Source organism: Burkholderia pyrrocinia, assembly GCF_022809715.1.
GTDB classification, from domain to species: Bacteria; Pseudomonadota; Gammaproteobacteria; order Burkholderiales; family Burkholderiaceae; genus Burkholderia; species Burkholderia pyrrocinia_C.
In genome coordinates, this window is sequence record NZ_CP094461.1 from 419,244 (window position 1) to 437,250 (window position 18,007).

General features: G+C 66.7%; 13 protein-coding genes and 2 riboswitches. Of the genes, 7 read left to right on the forward strand and 6 right to left on the reverse strand.

Annotated elements, in window-relative coordinates; translation table 11 throughout:
- Window positions 1-436: 436 nt before the first annotated feature.
- The gene (locus MRS60_RS32205) at window positions 437-865 is read left to right on the forward strand and encodes a PRC-barrel domain-containing protein (RefSeq protein ID WP_034182584.1); all 429 of its coding nucleotides are present in this window, start codon (window positions 437-439) and stop codon (window positions 863-865) included.
- Between the two features lie 95 nt (window positions 866-960).
- On the opposite strand, the gene MRS60_RS32210 is transcribed toward MRS60_RS32205, so the two are convergent.
- The 4 genes from MRS60_RS32210 to MRS60_RS32225 form a co-directional block, all read right to left on the reverse strand.
- On the reverse strand, window positions 961-1,680 hold the full coding sequence (locus MRS60_RS32210) for a Crp/Fnr family transcriptional regulator (RefSeq protein WP_078041814.1): 720 nt from the start codon (window positions 1,678-1,680) through the stop codon (window positions 961-963).
- Window positions 1,681-2,840: 1,160 nt separating this feature from the next.
- Window positions 2,841-3,392 carry a DUF1003 domain-containing protein gene (locus MRS60_RS32215; RefSeq protein ID WP_034182582.1) on the reverse strand — a complete coding sequence of 184 codons (552 nt, stop codon included), beginning with the start codon at window positions 3,390-3,392 and terminating at the stop codon, window positions 2,841-2,843.
- Between the two features lie 175 nt (window positions 3,393-3,567).
- A complete protein-coding gene (locus tag MRS60_RS32220; RefSeq protein WP_243567384.1) occupies window positions 3,568-3,912 on the reverse strand; it encodes a hypothetical protein in 345 nt (114 codons plus the stop codon).
- 442 nt (window positions 3,913-4,354) lie between these two features.
- On the reverse strand, window positions 4,355-5,386 hold the full coding sequence (locus MRS60_RS32225) for an ABC transporter substrate-binding protein (protein ID WP_243567385.1): 1,032 nt from the start codon (window positions 5,384-5,386) through the stop codon (window positions 4,355-4,357).
- Between the two features lie 136 nt (window positions 5,387-5,522).
- Window positions 5,523-5,645, reverse strand: a riboswitch (guanidine-I (ykkC/yxkD leader).
- 468 nt (window positions 5,646-6,113) lie between these two features.
- Window positions 6,114-6,249, forward strand: a riboswitch (guanidine-I (ykkC/yxkD leader).
- A gap of 58 nt (window positions 6,250-6,307) precedes the next feature.
- On the opposite strand from MRS60_RS32225, the gene MRS60_RS32230 reads away from it, so the two are divergent.
- The 6 genes from MRS60_RS32230 (at window position 6,308) to MRS60_RS32255 (ending at window position 15,351) form a co-directional block, all read left to right on the forward strand.
- On the forward strand, window positions 6,308-7,063 hold the full coding sequence (locus MRS60_RS32230; protein WP_243567386.1) for an urea amidolyase associated protein UAAP1: 756 nt from the start codon (window positions 6,308-6,310) through the stop codon (window positions 7,061-7,063).
- Between the two features lie 11 nt (window positions 7,064-7,074).
- Window positions 7,075-7,728: an urea amidolyase associated protein UAAP2 gene (locus MRS60_RS32235; RefSeq protein WP_034182276.1), complete on the forward strand. Its 654-nt coding sequence runs from the start codon at window positions 7,075-7,077 to the stop codon at window positions 7,726-7,728.
- An 82-nt stretch (window positions 7,729-7,810) separates the two neighbouring features.
- Window positions 7,811-11,407: an urea carboxylase gene (gene uca / locus MRS60_RS32240; protein WP_243567387.1), complete on the forward strand. Its 3,597-nt coding sequence runs from the start codon at window positions 7,811-7,813 to the stop codon at window positions 11,405-11,407.
- A complete protein-coding gene (gene atzF, locus MRS60_RS32245; RefSeq protein WP_243567388.1) occupies window positions 11,404-13,368 on the forward strand; it encodes an allophanate hydrolase in 1,965 nt (654 codons plus the stop codon). The genes uca and atzF overlap by 4 nt, the downstream gene beginning before the upstream one ends.
- Before the next feature lie 48 nt (window positions 13,369-13,416).
- On the forward strand, window positions 13,417-14,391 hold the full coding sequence (locus MRS60_RS32250; RefSeq protein WP_034182273.1) for an ABC transporter permease: 975 nt from the start codon (window positions 13,417-13,419) through the stop codon (window positions 14,389-14,391).
- Window positions 14,392-14,436: 45 nt separating this feature from the next.
- Window positions 14,437-15,351, forward strand: a complete 915-nt coding sequence (locus MRS60_RS32255; protein ID WP_217590998.1) for an ABC transporter ATP-binding protein — start codon at window positions 14,437-14,439, stop codon at window positions 15,349-15,351.
- Between the two features lie 73 nt (window positions 15,352-15,424).
- On the opposite strand, the gene MRS60_RS32260 is transcribed toward MRS60_RS32255, so the two are convergent.
- Window positions 15,425-16,267 (reverse strand): formate/nitrite transporter family protein, encoded by an 843-nt coding sequence (locus MRS60_RS32260; protein ID WP_243567389.1) that lies wholly within the window; start codon window positions 16,265-16,267, stop codon window positions 15,425-15,427.
- 336 nt (window positions 16,268-16,603) lie between these two features.
- Complete coding sequence (locus tag MRS60_RS32265) at window positions 16,604-17,959, reverse strand: nitrate regulatory protein (RefSeq protein ID WP_243567390.1); 1,356 nt, start codon at window positions 17,957-17,959, stop codon at window positions 16,604-16,606.
- Window positions 17,960-18,007: the final 48 nt, after the last annotated feature.

The window sequence follows — 18,007 nt, forward strand, 5'->3', positions numbered from 1 at the left end:
GCAGCAGGTATCGAGAGAAGCATACGAACGGCAGCAAGAGCGAGCGCAATGTCGACGACGCGGTCGAGGGGACGTTCCCCGCCAGCGATCCGCCGTCGATAGGCGGTGTCACCCGGATGATTTCCCGCCCGGCCCATCGAAAGCATCACCGGAAATCGTCACACGTCAAGCACCGTTAGCGCAGGTTGCGCGATGCGTGCCAACGCCTTGCGTGACAGGGATCCATCGAGTCGTCGCCGGCATTCAGCGATATCGATGAACGCGGAGGCATCGGTCAGAGCGACGGCGAGCCGATATTCCCGGTCTTCCCGGGTACGGAACCGTACCGACTTCCGATGCCGGTGCGCGCAGCGTTTTCTCGTGCGTCGAGTGCCATTGTCGATGTCGACGCTGCGCACGAGACGGATATTCCCGGATCTTGTCCAAGGAGGACATCATGACGACGCTTCACCCCCCCGATCGACCTGTGGATGACGGCAACGGAGGCAAGCTTGTCGAACGCGATTCAGGCGACGAGCCCGGTCCTATGGTAAGGACTGCGGATGTACTGAAGGGCAGCAAGATCGTTGCGTCGGACGGCGAGGATGTTGGAAGTGTTTTCGACATCGTGCTCGACTTGCACCACGGCAGAATTGCCTACGCGGTTGCTTCCAGCGGAGGAACGGGCGAGATGCTTTGCGCCATTCCGTGGAGTGCGATGAAATACGATATCGGCGACAAATCTTTCCATCTGGATGTGACCGCCGCGCATGTCAAAGGCACCCCGGGCTTCGACGACGAGCATTGGCCGGTGATGACGCAATCACGGTGGGGAATGTCGCTTCACCAGTACTACAACCGGACGCCGTACTGGGTAGCCGGATGAAACGATGTCACGCAGAGGTTTCGTCGCGTCGACAGTCGTATGCTCACGGAATATCGCATTCGGGCCGTTCGCGCCACGGTGCGTCGCAGTCGCGGCTAGAGGCGCTTCAGATCGGGAAGCAGGCGATCGAATTCGCGTTTGACCACGCTGTAGCATTCGCACACGCGCTTTTCGAGCCCCGGCCGATCCAGCACCTCGATATGACCGTAGTTGTAGCGGATGAGGCCCGCGTCCTGCAGCTTCAATGCCGCTTCCGTCACGCCCGACCTGCGCACGCCCAGCATGTTGGCGATCAGCTCCTGCGTCATGCGCAGCTGGTTCGACGGCAGACGGTCGAGGCTGAGCAGCAGCCAGCGGCACAGTTGCTGATCGATCGAGTGATGCCGGTTGCATACCGCGGTCTGAGCCATCTGCGTGATCAGCGCCTGGGTATAGCGCAACAGCAGGCGCTGCATCGAGTTGCCGCGCCGGAATTCTTCTTTCAGGATGCCCGCGTCGAGCCGGTAGGCCTGCCCCGCGCTTTGCACGACGGCTCGGCTCGGCGTCGTTTCGCCGCCCATGAACAGCGACACGCCGATCATGCCTTCATGGCCGACGATCGCGATTTCCGCGGACGAGCCGTCCTCCATCACGTACAGCAGCGACACGATCGACGTGGTCGGGAAATAGACGTGATGAAGCTGGCCACCCGACTCGTACAGCACTTTCCCCAACGGCATGTCGACGAGCGTCAGGTGTGCGGCGAGGTGGGCGCGCTCGTTTTCCGGCAGCGCGGCAAGCAGGTGGTTTTCGGTAATGGGCGGGTTGTCTTGCATGCGTGGCTCCTGCGCTCGCGCCCGGTTGACGATGGAGAACCCGGCCGATGTGGACGCAGCGGGAATCGGCGGAAGGGGTCAACCATCATACTTTACCGATCCGACGTCCGGACGGGAGGGTGACGGCAATGTGTCCCTTTTCCCGATGAATTCGGTGTGACCTACCGTTCGAATGCGAATCGACCTTCAAAAATTATAGTGCCGATACATGTCTCATCAAGGTGCGCGCAATCGCGCGTGCTCGATACGGAACCGATATCTCACGGCGCGATTGACGGGAAATCGCGGTCGCCAGGCCCTGGACGGCGTCGACCGCGGAATGATGCGCCGCGATGATTCGCGTGCGTCAGGTACATTGCCGGACAAGCGCCAGGCACGAGCACGCTTGCGCTTACGTGCGTATCAGGCGAGTTGAGTCCAGATTCGCCGCCGCGCCGTCGGATCGCCGCATTACGACAGCGTACAAAGACGCGATATCCGCCTCGGCCCGCGTCTCGTTCAGCTTCGCAGCACGTACGTCGTGCGTGGGTGAGTGTCGGTCGATGCCGCGCAACCGGTCCGGCAACGTATGCAAAATCAAATCGCAGAGATTCACGATGGCGGCCGGGATCCTCCACTTGTCCGCTTCCGCAAGCGTCCTTCACCGTACAGACTCGCAATCTCGTTGACAGGAGGATGTCTGCTGAAACTATCCATTCGTGCGTGACCTTTTCACGAACATCGACGTGGTTCACATCAGTGGTGAATGATTCCGTCATTCGTCTCCGGTCGATCAAACGAAGCACCACGCTCGAATGCGACTGGCAAGGAGAGCAACATGCGTGCGTCTATCTATGTCTGTCTTGCGGCTATCGCAACCGTGCTTGCAGGATGCCTTTGGGTACCCGGCGACGGCTATCGTGGTGATCGAAACGGGGGGTATGGCGGCGCGTACGGCGGCGGTCACGAAAGCGGATGGAATCGAGGCGACACTTCCCGCGATCACATGAATCATTCCCGGCATCCCGATGACCGGTGGCCGCATAAGGACGGGCAGCGGGAAGGATGGTAGGTCGGCCGCGGTCATCACATGAACATCGCCGGTCAGCGTTCGCCCGGCGCGCGTCATCATGACAGATTCGCGTCGTTTCGCGACGCTGGCGAACCTGATGCCCCATCGCTCACGTCCTGCCGGACTCGAGCAGGTTCTTCAGCGCCGCCATCTGTTCCTTCTGCATGTTCAGCAATTCAGTCCATTGCTCCTCGCGCAACCCGTCCAGCTTTTCATGGAGCAACATGATCTCGAGTTCGGCCTTCAGATTGATTTCGTAATCATGTTCGGCAGACACCCGGTCCTTGTATGACTGCCTGTTCTGGGCCATCAGGATAATGGGTGCCTGGATCGCTGCCAGCATCGAGAGAAACAGGTTGAGCAAGATATACGGGTAAGGATCGAAGGCTTTGCTGTACGTTGCCAGAATCAGCGAATTCAGGCCGACCCACACGACCATGACGACAATAAAGCACGTGATGAATATCCACGACCCGCCGAAGGCGGCAACGGCATCTGCCGCGCGCTGGCCGCGCGTTGCCGCTGCATCCAGTTCTTTCGTGGAGTCTCTCGCTATGCGCTTTCGTTCCGAAACGAGACGTGCAACATTCTTCGCGCGCTCGTCCAATGATTCATAGGGTACGCCAAAGAATTTTTCGGCAAGCTCCGCAGGTTTATGCATGTTGTCCTCCGCGCGGTCGCGCAATCCGAACAGAATGGAATCGCAATAAGGTCACCGCAAAAGGCTGGTTGCGCGGCAATCGCGAAGCAAAGAAACCGAGACAGCCCGAACAGCGGTCTCTCCTGGTTTCGTTGCCATCCGACCCAGCAGACAAAGCCCCGTGCGATCCCGCACCCTACCGGAACCGGAGCGGTATGAACAGGCTGACGCCCGGCGACGACTGCGGGGCATAGACCACGGGTGGTGGCGCATACACATAGTCCCGGTTGTCGTAGTAGTCGCCGCGACGGTAGTCATTGCCCGGATGTCGATAAACCTGCCGATTGCGGTGATCCCACTGATGCCCGTGGTTCTGCCAATAACCGTCACCCATGCGATGTTGCTGTGGTTGGCTTGGGTAACGCTGATAGCCGTCATTCGCGCCATACTGCTGTTGGTTCTCGTAGTTGCCGTAGTCTGCGCCGAAAGCCGGCGCCATGGACATGCCGCCGATAGCCAGGGCCAAGCCGACCGTCGTCATGATTCCGGTCGTCATCGAGCCTATGAACGCGGTGTGTACTTCTGGGATTTTCAATGTCGATCATCGCGATCGCTGCAAGCTCCTGATCGTCGATGCGCGTACGGCATTTCTGGGCGGCATCAACATCAGCGGGGTCTACTTGAGCGGCTCTTCCGGCAGGCGTCGGTCGGACTCGACCGACGGAGGGTGCTTTCGACGACGACATGGCCGCTTCCGATTAGATCAGCAGGGAAAGCTGGAAGCACAGGTCGTTGCTGCTGCGTGTCAAGGAGTGAGCGGCCCGGCGGTGGGGCCATCTCTTATAGTCGCGCGAGGGCGTGGCGTTCGCCCGGCAATCCACCGCCTTCACGCCTGCGCCGGGCTCCTCGACACCTTTCGGATCCCGGCGGCGGCCGCTCGATATCGACAGATGACATCGTTCCGGGCGGCCCGCCCGCTGCCTTCAGTGCGATTCGACGAGACGCGGATCGATATACGCGTCGATGTCCTGCGACTGCTTGTAGACCGCATTGCGCACGTTGAATGCATTCGCGTTGCGGGTCGATCCGTAGATCGAATCGAGGCCGTCGCCCTTGCGGAACGCCTGCTTTGCTGCCGCGGCATCGAGCAGGTGCGTGCCCTTCAGCAGCGGCAGATACTGCGCCGGCGCGAGGCCCACGCGGGCGGACATGATCTTCACCGCGTCGGCCTGCGTCTTCGGATCGTTGATGTAGGCCACGCAGCGATACCAGACCTTGACGACCTTCGCCCAGTCGGCCCGGCGCGCGGCGAGGCTGGTCGGCGTCACCGTGATCGCGTCGTAGATCAGCCCCGGCGCATCCGCCGACGTGAAGATCGCGCGCGCACCCGGCGCGCGTTTCAGCGCCTCGCCGGCATTCGGCTGCCACGCCGCGACCGCCGCGATGTCGGACGATGAGCCGAGCACCTGCGGCAGTTCGTTGGTCTTCGCGTTGACGAGCGTGACGTCGCCGTCTTTCAGCCCGTGCTTCTGCAGCGCGGTTTCGAGCAGCAGGTGATCGACGAGCCCGAGCTCGACGCCGACCTTCCTGCCCTTCAGGCCTTCGACGGTCCGCAGCGGCGGCTTCGCGATGATCATGTCGTTGCCCGCCGAATAGTCGGTGAGCAGGATCATCACGTTCTTCGCGCCGGACGCGCCCGTGACGAGCGCATCGCCGTTGGTCACCGCGACCGCGTCGAGCTTGCCCGCGGAGAATGCGTCGAGCGACGCCGAGTAATCGAACCATTCGAAATCGACGTCGACGCCGGCTTCCTTGAACCAGCCCTTGTCGAGCGCGACCTGGAACGCGACCCAGCCGGGCCAGTCGCTGTAGCCGATTTTCAGCGGTGGAGCCGCATGCGCGGCGGGCGCGGCGAACAGCGACGTCGTGACGGCGACGGCGGCAAGCGCACGGTGGACGGAACGAAGGTGCCGGGAGGACAGCAGGCGGCGGAACGGCGAGGCGAGGCGGGTCATCGTTTTCTCCAGGAGACCGGGATCGGGATCGTCGGCACGGGTCGCGCCCATGCGCGATCCGGCCGCGTGACCGGTTCCTGCGGATGCGGGACGAACGACCGGCCACGGAGAGGCGCGACGGCCGTCGCCATCGCCAATCTCCCGGGCTTTTGTCCCGCCGTGTAGCGCCACGCGCGCACGGTCAGACGACCGTACGCACCGACGCCGGGCTGCTCTCGGACCAGACGTTCGACGAACCGGAACCCTAGCATCCCTAAGATGCGACTCCGCCGCACCTCTCGGCATCGGAGCGAGCGAGAAGCATGCCAGCGATGTGGTCCGGCGGCTGACGTGCGTCGGAAACGCGCCGTTCAGCGACGGCGCGCCGCACGCTGAAGTTCGATGAAACGCGCGGAGAAGAGCGCGGCCAGCGCGCGCCGAAGCAGGTCGAGTTTGTTCATGAGCGATCGGTGGACAGAGTGACGGTGTGCGTATTCAGCAATGGCCGTGCCATTGCGATCGCACGCGGTGCGCGTGCGTATTGCTGGCCCGCGGCTGCCCCGCGCTGGTGCCGGCCGCGTTCGAGTGGTGCGCACGCTGCCCAACGGGAGGGCGGGCCGATGCGCGTGCATGGCGCGCCGTTCGTCCTCGCATGCCCCGCCGAACGGGGCCGCGCGTGCTCGGATGCATGCGCTGGCACGCAACTCGCTTATTCACCGTCCGAGAGGTGCGAAGCAATTTGCATCATCTTCAGGATCGCTAGGGTTCCGGTCGCAAGGCGTCACACGCCGCGCGATGCCTGGTCCGAGAGCAATCCGGTCTTGCCGCCTGCCTTGTCACGAGGATCCGGCGAGGCTCCACGGAGGGACAAAAGCCCGGGAGGTCGCGATGTCGTTCGGTCGCCCTCTCACGCCTTTTGTCCAACCGATCCGAGGAGCCGCCATGTCGCCGAGCCCCCAAGCCCCGCTTGCCCCGTTGCCGCACGTCGTGTGGGAAACGGTCGTCCCCGCCGGAACCCACTGGTCCGGCATCCTGCGCCGCGGCCTCGCGCTGCGCGTCGTCGATCTCGACGGCGGCGCGAACCTGTCCGCCGTGTTTCATCGTCACGAAGATCCGCTCGAACGCTACAACATGGCCGATACGCTGAAGGCGCAGCACACCGCGCACCTGACGCGCGGCCACGCGCTGTATACGGACATGGGCCGCGTGATCGCATCGATCACGGCCGATACGCTCGGCTGGCACGATCCGCTCGGCGGCATCGGCGATGCGCGGCTGTTCGCGCGCAAGTACGGCCCGTCGTCGTATCAGGTCGATCGCAACGCGATGATCCGCAACGGCCGCGACAGCCTCGTGCTCGAACTCGCGAAATACGGGCTGTCCGCGCGCGACCTCGTCGCGAACGTCAATTTCTTCAGCAAGCTCGCGCCGCGCGACGACGGGTCGTTCGATTTCGTCGCGGGCCACTCGCCGGCCGGCAGCGCGTTCGACCTGCGCTTCGAGATGAATACGCTCGCCGCGTTCTCGACCGCGCCGCATCCGCTCGATCCGCAGCCGGCCTATGCGCCGAAACCCGTGAAGCTGATCGCATACCGCGCGTATCCGGCCGACGGCGCCGCGCCGGACGACGATCCGTGCCGCACCGCGTGCGCGGAGAACACGCGCGGCTTCGTCAACACCGACCGACTGTTCGCTTGAGGAGCCCCGACATGCCGATCATCGAAAGCCGCCTCGACCCGCGGCACGCGATCTACGACACCACGCTGAACGCCGGCGAACCGTGGCTGCACGACGTGAAGCGCGGGCAGGTGCTGCGCATCCTCGACCTCGAAGGCAACCAGGCCGTCGACACGCTGTTCTATCGCACCGACGCACCCGACGAGCGCTACAGCGCGCAGGACACGATCCGCGAGCAGCGCAACCTGTACCTGAGCGCGGGCAGCGTGCTGCTGTCCAGTCTCGGCAATCCGATGGTGACGATCGTGGCGGACACCTGCGGCCGCCACGACACGCTCGGCGGCGCGTGCGCGGCCGAGAGCAACACGGTGCGCTACGCGCTCGACAAGCGCCACATGCACAACTGCCGCGACAGCTTCCTCAACGCGATCGCGCATTGCGCATGCGGCACCGGCGCGCGGCTGACCAAGCGCGACCTCGTCGGCAACGTCAATTTCTTCATGAACGTGCCGGTCACGCCGCTCGGCGGGCTGACGTTCGAGGACGGCATTTCCGCGCCCGGCAAGTATGTCGAGATGCGCGCGGAGATGGACGTCACGGTGCTGATCTCGAACTGCCCGCAGCTCAACAACCCGTGCAACGGCTACAACCCGACGCCGGTGCGGCTGACGATCTGGGAGGCATGATGAACGACCCGCACGCTCACTATTTTTCGCTGCCCCCCGAGGGGGCGGTTGCCTGCCTTGGGGCGGCCCGGCGGGAGGCAACATGAGATTCACAAAAGTCCTCGTCGCGAACCGCGGCGAAATCGCCTGCCGCGTGATCCGAACGCTGAAGCGGCTCGGCATCGCGTCGGTCGCGATCTACTCGGAAGCCGATCGCGATGCGCGTCACGTGACGCTCGCCGACGAAGCCGTCTGCGTCGGCGCCGCGCCGGCGGCCGACAGCTACCTGAACGTCGCGGCGATCCTCGCTGCGGCGCGCGCGACCGGTGCGCAGGCCGTGCATCCCGGCTACGGCTTTCTGTCGGAGAACGCCGAGTTCGCCGACGCATGCGAGGCCGCCGGCCTGCGCTTCATCGGGCCGAGCGGCGCGCAGATGCGCGCGTTCGGCCTCAAGCACACCGCGCGCGAACTGGCGCGCGCGCACGACGTCGCGCTGCTGCCGGGCACCGGGCTGCTCGCGGATGTCGCGACGGCGCTCGCCGAAGCCGATGCGATCGGCTATCCGGTGATGCTGAAGAGCACGGCGGGCGGCGGCGGCATCGGCATGTCGCTGTGCCGCGACGCCGCGCAGCTCGCGGCGGCGTTCGAATCCGTCGTGCGGCTCGGCAGCGCGAACTTCGCGCACGCGGGTGTCTATCTGGAGAAGTTCGTCGAGCACGCGCGGCACATCGAGGTGCAGATCTTCGGCGACGGGCGCGGCGGCGTGATCGCGCTCGGTGAGCGCGACTGCTCGGTGCAGCGGCGCAACCAGAAGGTGATCGAGGAAACGCCCGCGCCGGATCTCGCCGACGGCGAGCGCGCCGCGCTGCACGCAAGCGCGGTGCGGCTTGCGCGCGCGGTCGCCTATGCGTCGGCCGGCACGGTCGAATTCGTGTTCGACGCACGCGAGCGCCGCTGCTATTTTCTCGAGGTGAATACGCGGCTGCAGGTCGAGCATTGCGTGACGGAAGCCGTGACCGGCATCGATCTCGTCGAATGGATGATCCTGCAGGCCGAAGGCGACCTGCCGCCGCTCGATACGCTCGCCGTCGCGCCGCGCGGCGCGAGCATCCAGGTGCGGCTCTATGCGGAAGACCCGCACCAGCAGTTCCGGCCGAGCGCGGGCGTGCTCACGCATGTCGCGTTTCCGGATGCGGTGCGCGTCGATACGTGGATCGATGCGGGCACCGAGGTCAGCGCCTATTACGATCCGCTGCTCGCGAAACTGATCGTGCGCGGCGATACGCGCCGCGATGCGCTCGCGGCATTGCGCGACGCGCTGGCCGCCACCGAGCTGTACGGGATCGAGACCAATCTCGACTATCTGCGCGCGATCGCCGGTTCCGACACGTTCGCGCGCGGCGCGCAGACCACCGCGTTCCTGTCGCGTTTCGCGTTCGCGCCGCACACGATCGACGTGCTCGACGGCGGCGTGCAGACGACCGTGCAGCAAACGCCGGGCCGCGTCGGCTACTGGGCCGTCGGCGTGCCGCCGTCCGGGCCGATGGACGATCGCGCGTTCGATCTCGCGAATGCGCTGCTCGGCAATCCGCGCGACGCCGCCGGCCTCGAGTTCACGATGGTCGGCGCGACGCTGCGCTTCAACACCGACACGCTGTTCGTGCTCGGCGGCGCGCCGCTCGCGGCGACGCTAGACGGCGCGCCCGCACCGTTCTGGCAGGTGCTGCGCGCGGCGCCCGGCGCGGTGCTGAAGCTGGGCGGCGTGACGGGCGCCGGCGTGCGCGCGTGTCTCGCGGTGAAGGGCGGGCTGCAGGTGCCGGACTATCTGGGCAGCAAGGCGACCTTCACGCTTGGCCAGTTCGGCGGCCACGCAGGCCGCGCGCTGCGCAAGGGCGACGTGCTGCACCTGCATGCGGATGCGGGGCGCGGCGAAGCCGGCGCGACGCTCGCCGAAGCCGACCGGCCCGCGCTGACGCATGCGTGGACGCTCGGCGTGCTCGACGGCCCGCACGGCGCGCCGGATTTCTTCACGGCGGACGACATCGCGATGCTGTACGACACGCGCTGGACGGTCCATTACAACTCGAGCCGCACGGGCGTGCGGCTGATCGGCCCGAAGCCGCAATGGGCGCGCGCGGACGGCGGCGAGGCGGGCCTGCATCCGTCGAACATCCACGACAACGCGTATGCGATCGGCGCGGTCGATTTCACCGGCGACATGCCGGTGATACTCGGGCCCGACGGGCCGAGCCTCGGCGGCTTCGTGTGCCCGGTGACGGTCGTGCGCGACGAGCTGTGGAAGCTCGGGCAGTTGCGGCCGGGCGACACCGTGCAGTTCGCGCGCGTGGCTGCGGCTCCCGAATGCGCATCGCCGGCACCGGCTGCTTCGTCGAACGCGGCTGCGCCGGACGACTGCGTGCTGTACCGCGATCCCTCGGCCGGCAACGGCATCGGCGTCGTCTACCGGCGCTCGGGCGACCGCAACGTGCTGATCGAATACGGCCCGCTCGTGCTCGACCTGAACCTGCGTTTTCGCGTGCACGCGCTGATGTGCTGGCTCGACGCGCACCGGCTGCCCGGCATGCTCGACCTCACGCCCGGCATCCGTTCGCTGCAGGTGCATTTCGATGCGCACGCGCTGCCGCTCGATACGCTGCTCGCGCATCTGCAGGCAGCCGAGCGCGAATTGCCCGACGTCGCCGACATGCGCGTGCCGAACCGGATCGTGCATCTGCCGCTGTCGTGGGACGACCCGTCGACGCGCGTCGCGATCGAGCGCTACATGCAGTCGGTGCGGCCGGATGCGCCGTGGTGCCCGAGCAATATCGAGTTCATCCGCCGGATCAACGGCCTCGACAGCATCGACGACGTGAAGCGCATCGTGTTCGACGCGCGTTATCTGGTGATGGGGCTCGGCGACGTCTATCTCGGCGCGCCCGTCGCGACGCCGCTCGATCCGCGGCACCGGCTCGTGACGACCAAGTACAACCCGGCGCGCACGTGGACGCCGGAGAACGCGGTCGGCATCGGCGGCGCTTACCTGTGCGTGTACGGGATGGAAGGGCCCGGCGGCTATCAGTTCGTCGGTCGCACGGTGCAGATGTGGAACCGTCACCGGACGACGCGCGCGTTCGAGCCCGGCAAGCCGTGGCTGCTGCGGTTCTTCGACGAGATCCGTTTCTACGAGGTCAGCGAGGCCGAGCTGGCCGAACTGCGCGCGGATTTCATCGCGGGCCGCGCCGAGCTGAAGATCGAGGAATCCGTGTTCGATCTCGGCGCGTACAACCGCTTCCTGCGCGACGAAGCCGAATCGATCGCCGCGTTCAAGGCGATGCAGCAGGCCGCGTTCGATGATGAGCGCGAGCGCTGGCGGGCCGCCGGCCACGCCGAGTATGCGGGCGAAGCCGGGCAGGGCGACGCCGGTGCCGGTGCAGCGGCGGCCGGCGACACGCTCGCCGACGAACAGCGCGGCATTACCGCCGACGTGTCGGGCAGCGTATGGAAGGTGCTGGTCGAAACCGGCGCGCGGGTGACCGAGGGGCAGGTCGTCGCGATTCTCGAATCGATGAAGATGGAGGTGTCCGTGGTGGCGATGGAAGACGGCGTGATCGAGACGGTCGATTGCGTGCCGGGCGCGGCCGTCGTCGCCGGGCAGCGGCTGATGGTGATGAAGGCCGGCGCGGCCGAGGAGGTCGCATGAAGCCCTTCGATCGTCATCCGCTACCCGACCTGAGCTCGATCGCCGCGCTGCGCGCGCGGTACGAGGCCGGCAGCCTGACGCCGCATGCGCTCGTCGAGGCGATCGCCGCCCACTTCGACGCGGGCGATCCGCATCATGCGTGGATCCGGCCGCTGACGCACGACGAAATGACACGCTACGCGGATGCGCTGGCCGGACGCGACATCGCCACGCTGCCGCTGTATGGCGTGCCGTTCGCGATCAAGGACAACATCGACCTGGCCGGCATTCCGACGACGGCAGCGTGCCCCGCTTACGCGTATGTGCCGTCGCGCAGCGCGCCGGTCGTCGAGCGATTGATCGCCGCCGGCGCGATCCCGATCGGCAAGACCAATCTCGACCAGTTCGCGACCGGGCTGTCCGGGCAGCGCTCGCCGTACGGCGCGTGCCGCAATGCGCTCGATCCGCGTTATGCGTCGGGCGGATCGAGTTCGGGATCGGCGGTGGCCGTCGCGCTCGGCGTTGCCGCGTTCGCGCTCGGCACCGACACGGCCGGGTCGGGCCGCGTGCCGGCCGCGTTTCACGGGCTCGTCGGGCTCAAGCCGACCAAGGGCGTGCTGAGCACGCTCGGCGTGGTGCCGGCCTGCCGGTCGCTCGACTGCGTGTCGGTGTTCGGGCATACGCCGGGCGACGCGCGCGCGGTGTTCGCCGTTGCGCATGGCGTGACCGACGGCGATCCGTACGGACGCGCGTGGCAGCCGTTGCTCGACGCGGATGGCCGCCATGCGCGGCACGCTCGGCCGCTCGCCAGCATGCGCTTCGGCATGCCGCGCGCCGATCAGCTCGAGTTCTTCGGCGACGCGTCGTACCGGGCCGCGTGGCAGGCGGCCGTCGAACGCTTGCGTACGACCGGCGCACGAATCGTCGAGATCGATTTCAGCGCGTTCCTCGCGACCGCGCGGCTGCTGTACGAAGGGCCGTGGGTCGCCGAGCGGCTGGCTGCGATCGGCGCGTTCTTCGCGGAACGGCCTGACGCGCTGCATCCGGTGATACGCGAGATCGTCGGCGGCGCGGCGCGGTTCAGCGCCGCCGACGCGTTCGCGGCGTTCGACCGGCTCGCCGCGCTGCGTGTCGACGCGGCCCGCGCCTGGGACGACATCGATGCGATCGTGATGCCGACGTCGGCGACGACCGCGACCGTCGACGAACTGGAAGCCGATCCGATCGGCGTCAACGCGCGCTTCGGCTATTACACGAACTTCGTGAACCTGCTCGACCTGTCCGCGATCGCGGTGCCGGCGGGCATCTGCGACACCGGACCGCATGCGGGTTTGCCGTTCGGCATCACCTTCGTCGGCCGCGCGCACGACGACGCGATGCTGCTCGATCTGGCCGACGCGTGGGGCGCTGCGCAGCACGGCGACGCCGCGACGGGCGAGGGCGCTTGCAACGCCAACGCCAACGCCGATGTCGATGTCGATGCCGACGATCGTGCAAACGCAGGCGCGAACGAACCTCATGCCGCCGTGCGCGACAAGCGTTCCGGTGCGATCACGCTGCCGCTCGCCGCGCCGGCGGGCGTCGTGCGCGTGGCCGTCGTCGGCGCGCATCTGCGCGGCGAGCCGCTGAACGGGCAGCTCACGCAGCGCGGCGCGCGCTTCGTCGCCGCGACGACCACCGCGCTGTCCTACCGCCTCTACGCATTGAGCGCGGCCGTGTCGGGCGGCGTCGCGAAGCCGGGCCTCGTGCGCGTGCCGGAAGGCGGTGCGGCGATCGCGGTAGAGATCTGGGAGATGCCGGTCGCGGCTTATGGCAGCTTCGTTGCCGGCATCGGTGCGCCGCTCGGCATCGGCACGCTGACGCTCGCGGACGGCGCGCAGGTGCAGGGCTTTCTCTGCGAACCCGCCGCGCTCGACGGCGCCGTGGACATCACGCGCTTCGGCGGCTGGCGCGCCTACCGTGCGAACGGCGCGCCGCACTGAACGCCCGGTCGCCCGCGACCGGCAAGCAACACGATACGGAGATTCACCATGTCAGTGACCCGCAATACGACCGACTGGCTCGCGGTGCGCCGCGAGCTGTCGACCCGCGGCAAGTGGACGCTCGGCGTCGCGTCCTTCCTGCTGCCGCTCGCCGTCTGGTGCGTGCTCAGCTACGTGCCGTTCGTCTGGCATCCTCAGGTGCGCATCACGAACCCCGGCAGCGTCGATTATTTCCAGCCCGGCATGCAGATCGACCGCGACGTGTTCGACGACGAGCTCGCGCATGCGCGAGCGACGCATGCGGCCGTGCCCGAAGGCGAGCGCGCGAATCCCGTGTACCTGCCCGCGCCGCATCAGGTGCTGCGCGCGTTCTATACGGCGTTCACGACGCCGCCGGCATCGCGCGACGGCGTATGGCTGCACGAAAGCCTGTGGCACAGCATCCGCATCATCTTCTGGGGCTTCGTGATCTCGTCGGCGATCGGCGTGCCGATCGGCATCGTATGCGGCACCTTCAGCGCGCTCGCGCGGCTGCAGGAGCCGTTCTTCGAATTCTTTCGTTATCTGCCCGCGCCGGCGTTCGGCGCGCTGATGGTGGCGATCCTCGGCATCTACGACGCACCGAAGATCGCGATCATCGTGATCGGCACGTTCTTTCAGCAGGTGCTGATCGTCGCGAACACCACGCGCAAGCTCGAGTACGGGCTGTTCGAGGCGGCGCTGACGCTCGGCACGAAAAAGCCGGGGCTGATCGCGCACGTCGTCGTGCCGGGCATCCTGCCCGACCTGTATCGCGACCAGCGGATCCTGCTCGGCTGGGCGTGGACCTACCTGATCGTCGCCGAGCTGGTCGGCACCAGTTCGGGCATCACGTGGTACATCAGCCAGCAGGCGCGCTACCAGCATTTCGACAACGTCTATGCAGCGATCCTGATGATCGGGATCATCGGCCTCGGGACCGACATCGTGCTCGCGCTGCTCGGCCGCCGGCTGTTTCCATGGGACCGCACGCTGAAGGCGTGACGGCTGAAGACGATGACCTACCGCATCCTTTCGGAAGAAACGATCATGCAGAATCCGCACAGCCTTCCCGACTACCTGCTCCAGTCCGACGCCGTGAGCGAACGCTTCGCACGCCTGAAGGCGCGCGACGTGATTCTCGACGTGCGCCATCTCGGCAAGCGCTTCCGGTCGCCGCAGGGCGAAGTGGTCGCGCTCGACGACATCAGCTTCCGCACCCACCGGCGCGAGTTCGTCTGCGTGATCGGGCCGTCCGGTTGCGGCAAGTCGACGCTGATCCGCATCCTGGCCGGGCTCGAGTCGCAGACGAGCGGCGACGTGCTGCTCGACGGCAAGCCCGTGCAGGGCCCCGGCGCCGATCGCGGGATGGTGTTCCAGGGCTATACGCTGTTTCCGTGGCTGACCGTGAAGAAGAACGTGATGTTCGGCCTGAAGCGCAACGGCAGCAGCAGCGGCGAGGCGGAGCGCGAGGCGCTGCAATGGCTCGACCTCGTCGGGCTCACGCGCTTCGCGGACGTATATCCGCACCAGTTGTCGGGCGGGATGAAGCAGCGCGTCGCGATCGCGCGCGCGCTCGCGAACCGGCCGCGCATCCTGCTGATGGACGAACCGTTCGGCGCGCTCGATGCGCAGACCCGCGCGAAGATGCAGGCGCACCTGCTCGACATCTGGCGCAACATCGACGTGACGGTGCTGTTCATCACGCACGATCTCGACGAGGCGATCCTGCTCGCGGACCGGATTCTCGTGCTGAAGGCCAATCCGGGCAAAGTGCAGGAGCTGATCGAGGTGCCGGTGCCGCGCCCGCGCGGTTATTCGCAGTTCAACACGCCGGAATTCATCGCGACCAAGGCGCGGCTCGAGGCGCTGATCCATCCGGAGCCGACGGGCGCAGCGCCGGACGAAGACGCGGTGCGCCCGCACATGATCCGGATGACGGACGTGACGGACAACGTCGAGTGACGTACGCCGCCCCGCTGCGCGACGAACGCAGCGGGGCGGCCTGTCACGGGTTGATGCGGAGCCGCAGGATGGATCAGGCCTTGCGCGCGACGACGCCTACCGGCGAAGCGGGCACGCGTTTCGGCGCGGTCTTGTAGTGCGTGCTGTACAGCGCCGCGCCGACGAACAGCAGCCCGCCGACCAGGTTGCCGAGCACCGTCGGGATCTCGTTCCACAGCAGATAGTCGGCGATCGTGAAGTGGGCGCCGAGCATCAGGCCGGACGGGAACAGGAACATGTTCACGACCGAATGCTCGAAGCCCATGTAGAAGAACACGAGGATCGGCATCCACATCGCGATCACCTTGCCGGGAACCGACGTCGACATCATCGCGGCGACCACGCCGGTCGATACCATCCAGTTGCACATCACGCCGCGCACGAACAGCGTGAGCATGCCGGCGGCGCCGTGCGCCGCATAGCCGAGCGTGCGCGCTTCGCCGATGCCGCCGATCTTCTGTCCGATCGCGTTCGGCGCCTCCGAAAAGCCGAACGTGAAGATGATCGCCATGAACAGCGCGACCGTCAGCGCGCCCGCGAAATTGCCGATGAACACCAGCGTCCAGTTGCGGAACACGCCGCCCCAGGTCGCGCCGGGCCGGCGGTCGATCACCGCGAGCGGCGCGAGCGTGAAGACGCCGGTAAGCAGGTCGAAGCCGAGCAGGTACAGCATGCAGAATCCGACCGGAAACAGCAGCGAACCGACCAGCGCGTTGCCGGTGTTGATCGTGATGCTGACCGCGAACGCGGCCGCGAGCGCGAGGATCGCGCCCGCCATGTACGCGCGGATCAGCGTGTCGCGGGTCGACATCGACAGTTTCGATTCGCCGGCGTCGACCATCTTGGTGACGAACTCGTTGGGCGTGAGGTAGGCCATGGTGTGTGCTCGCAAGGTTGGACGGGCAAAAAAAATCCGCGCCGGGCACTCGCTCGACATGCGAGTGCCCGGCGCGGACGCTGTTATCCACGGGATCGTCCGCCATGGTTCGACATGGCGCGACCGTCAGGCCGCCATTAGCCCGACGAACGTGTTGTTCGCAACTTTCATACCAGTGGCGGGGAAATCGCGATGCAGGCAGGCGGGGCGCGACATGCCGGGGGCGCCGGCCGCGAGCCGATCGCCGCGAATCGCACTCGCGCGGTGCAATTCGCGCCTCCTGCACGCGCTGTGGGCGCTACCGCGGTGCGTGGCGCGGCGCGCGCTCCGGTCAGCTCAGGTCGTGCCGTCGTCGCGCGGTGTCTTCGGCGGGCTTCGCTGCGTACGTCGCCGCGCGGCGGGCTGCGCGTGCTCGTCGATGAATCGCTCGGGCGACGTCAGCGCGTCTTCCGCGATATCGGCAAGCGGCCGATTGCGGTCCATCGACGCTTTCTGCAGCATCCGGTACGCCTCGTCCTCCCGCAGGTTGAAGCGCGTCATCAGCGTGTTTTTCGCGCGCTGCACGAGCTTGCGTTCGTAAAGTGCGCGACGTGCGGCGTCGAGTTCGACCTCCGCGCCGGCCAGTCGCGCCGATTGCGATTCCAGCAGGGATTTGAGGCTGGCGAGCGTCGACGGGTCGGCGCCGGAGAGGCGCTCCGGCAGTTCGTGAACCGCCGCGCGCGCCGACAGCGGATCGCCGGCGAAGAAATGGGCGAGCGCCTGGATATGCGGCGGCGGATTGTTCCGCAACTGCGCCATCAGGCGCTCGGAGTCGCGCAGCGTCCGATGCGCGTCGTCGATCCGGGCGTCGCACGTTTCCTGCACCTGCAGCGTCAGCGCGATCTGAAGGTGCCAGAGATCGTCGATGCGGGCGCTCGCGGCGTCGAACCAGGCTTCGCTCAGGCCCGCATCGAGCGTGTCGCCGGCCTGCGCCGTGCACAGTATGCGTCGCAGCTTCTCGAGCGCCGCCACGTGCGGCCCCGTCATGCGCGTTTCCCGCCATGCGTTTTGCTCGGCGCTCGCGAAATTCGCAAAGACTTCGAGACTGCGCTCCTGCGCCGCGATCAGATACAGCAGGCGCTGCTGCTGGTCCGCCGAAAATGTGCCCGCCGCGAACATGTGCGCGCCGACGGCGCGTTCCTGCCCCGCTTCCTCCTTGCCTTCGACGACGTGGACGAGCGCGATCAGCATGCGCGACACCGACGGATCGGCCGCGCTGTCGGCCAGCTGGAAAATCAGCTCCACCAGGCCGCCGATCACGGTGCTGAACGCCTGGACGGAATCCGGCGCGGACAGCGCGATGCGGTCGATCCGTTCCCGCAGCGCATCCAGCGATTCCAGGTCGAGCAGCACCCATGCGATCAGCGACAGCAGGCGCGACGTCGAGCCGCGCGCGGGCGCCAGTTCCAGATCCAGGCGCTCGCGCAGCTGCGCGACGAGCGGTGCGGATTCGTCGCGTGCCGCCGCGCGTTCCGCGACGAAACGCCGGCCGAGCGACGCCAGATAGATGCTGGTCGCGCCGCGCTCGCGCTGCAGCGCGTGGATCAGGCGGCCGAGCAGGTCGATCAGCTCGATCTGTTCGGCCACGCGGCGCAGCGACGCGATTTCCTGCTGCTTGGCGAGCAGCGCGAATTGCAGGGCGGTGGCGGACATGGCGGCGTTGAACGGCGGCAGGGGCTAAGTGCAGTGTAGTGCGGACAA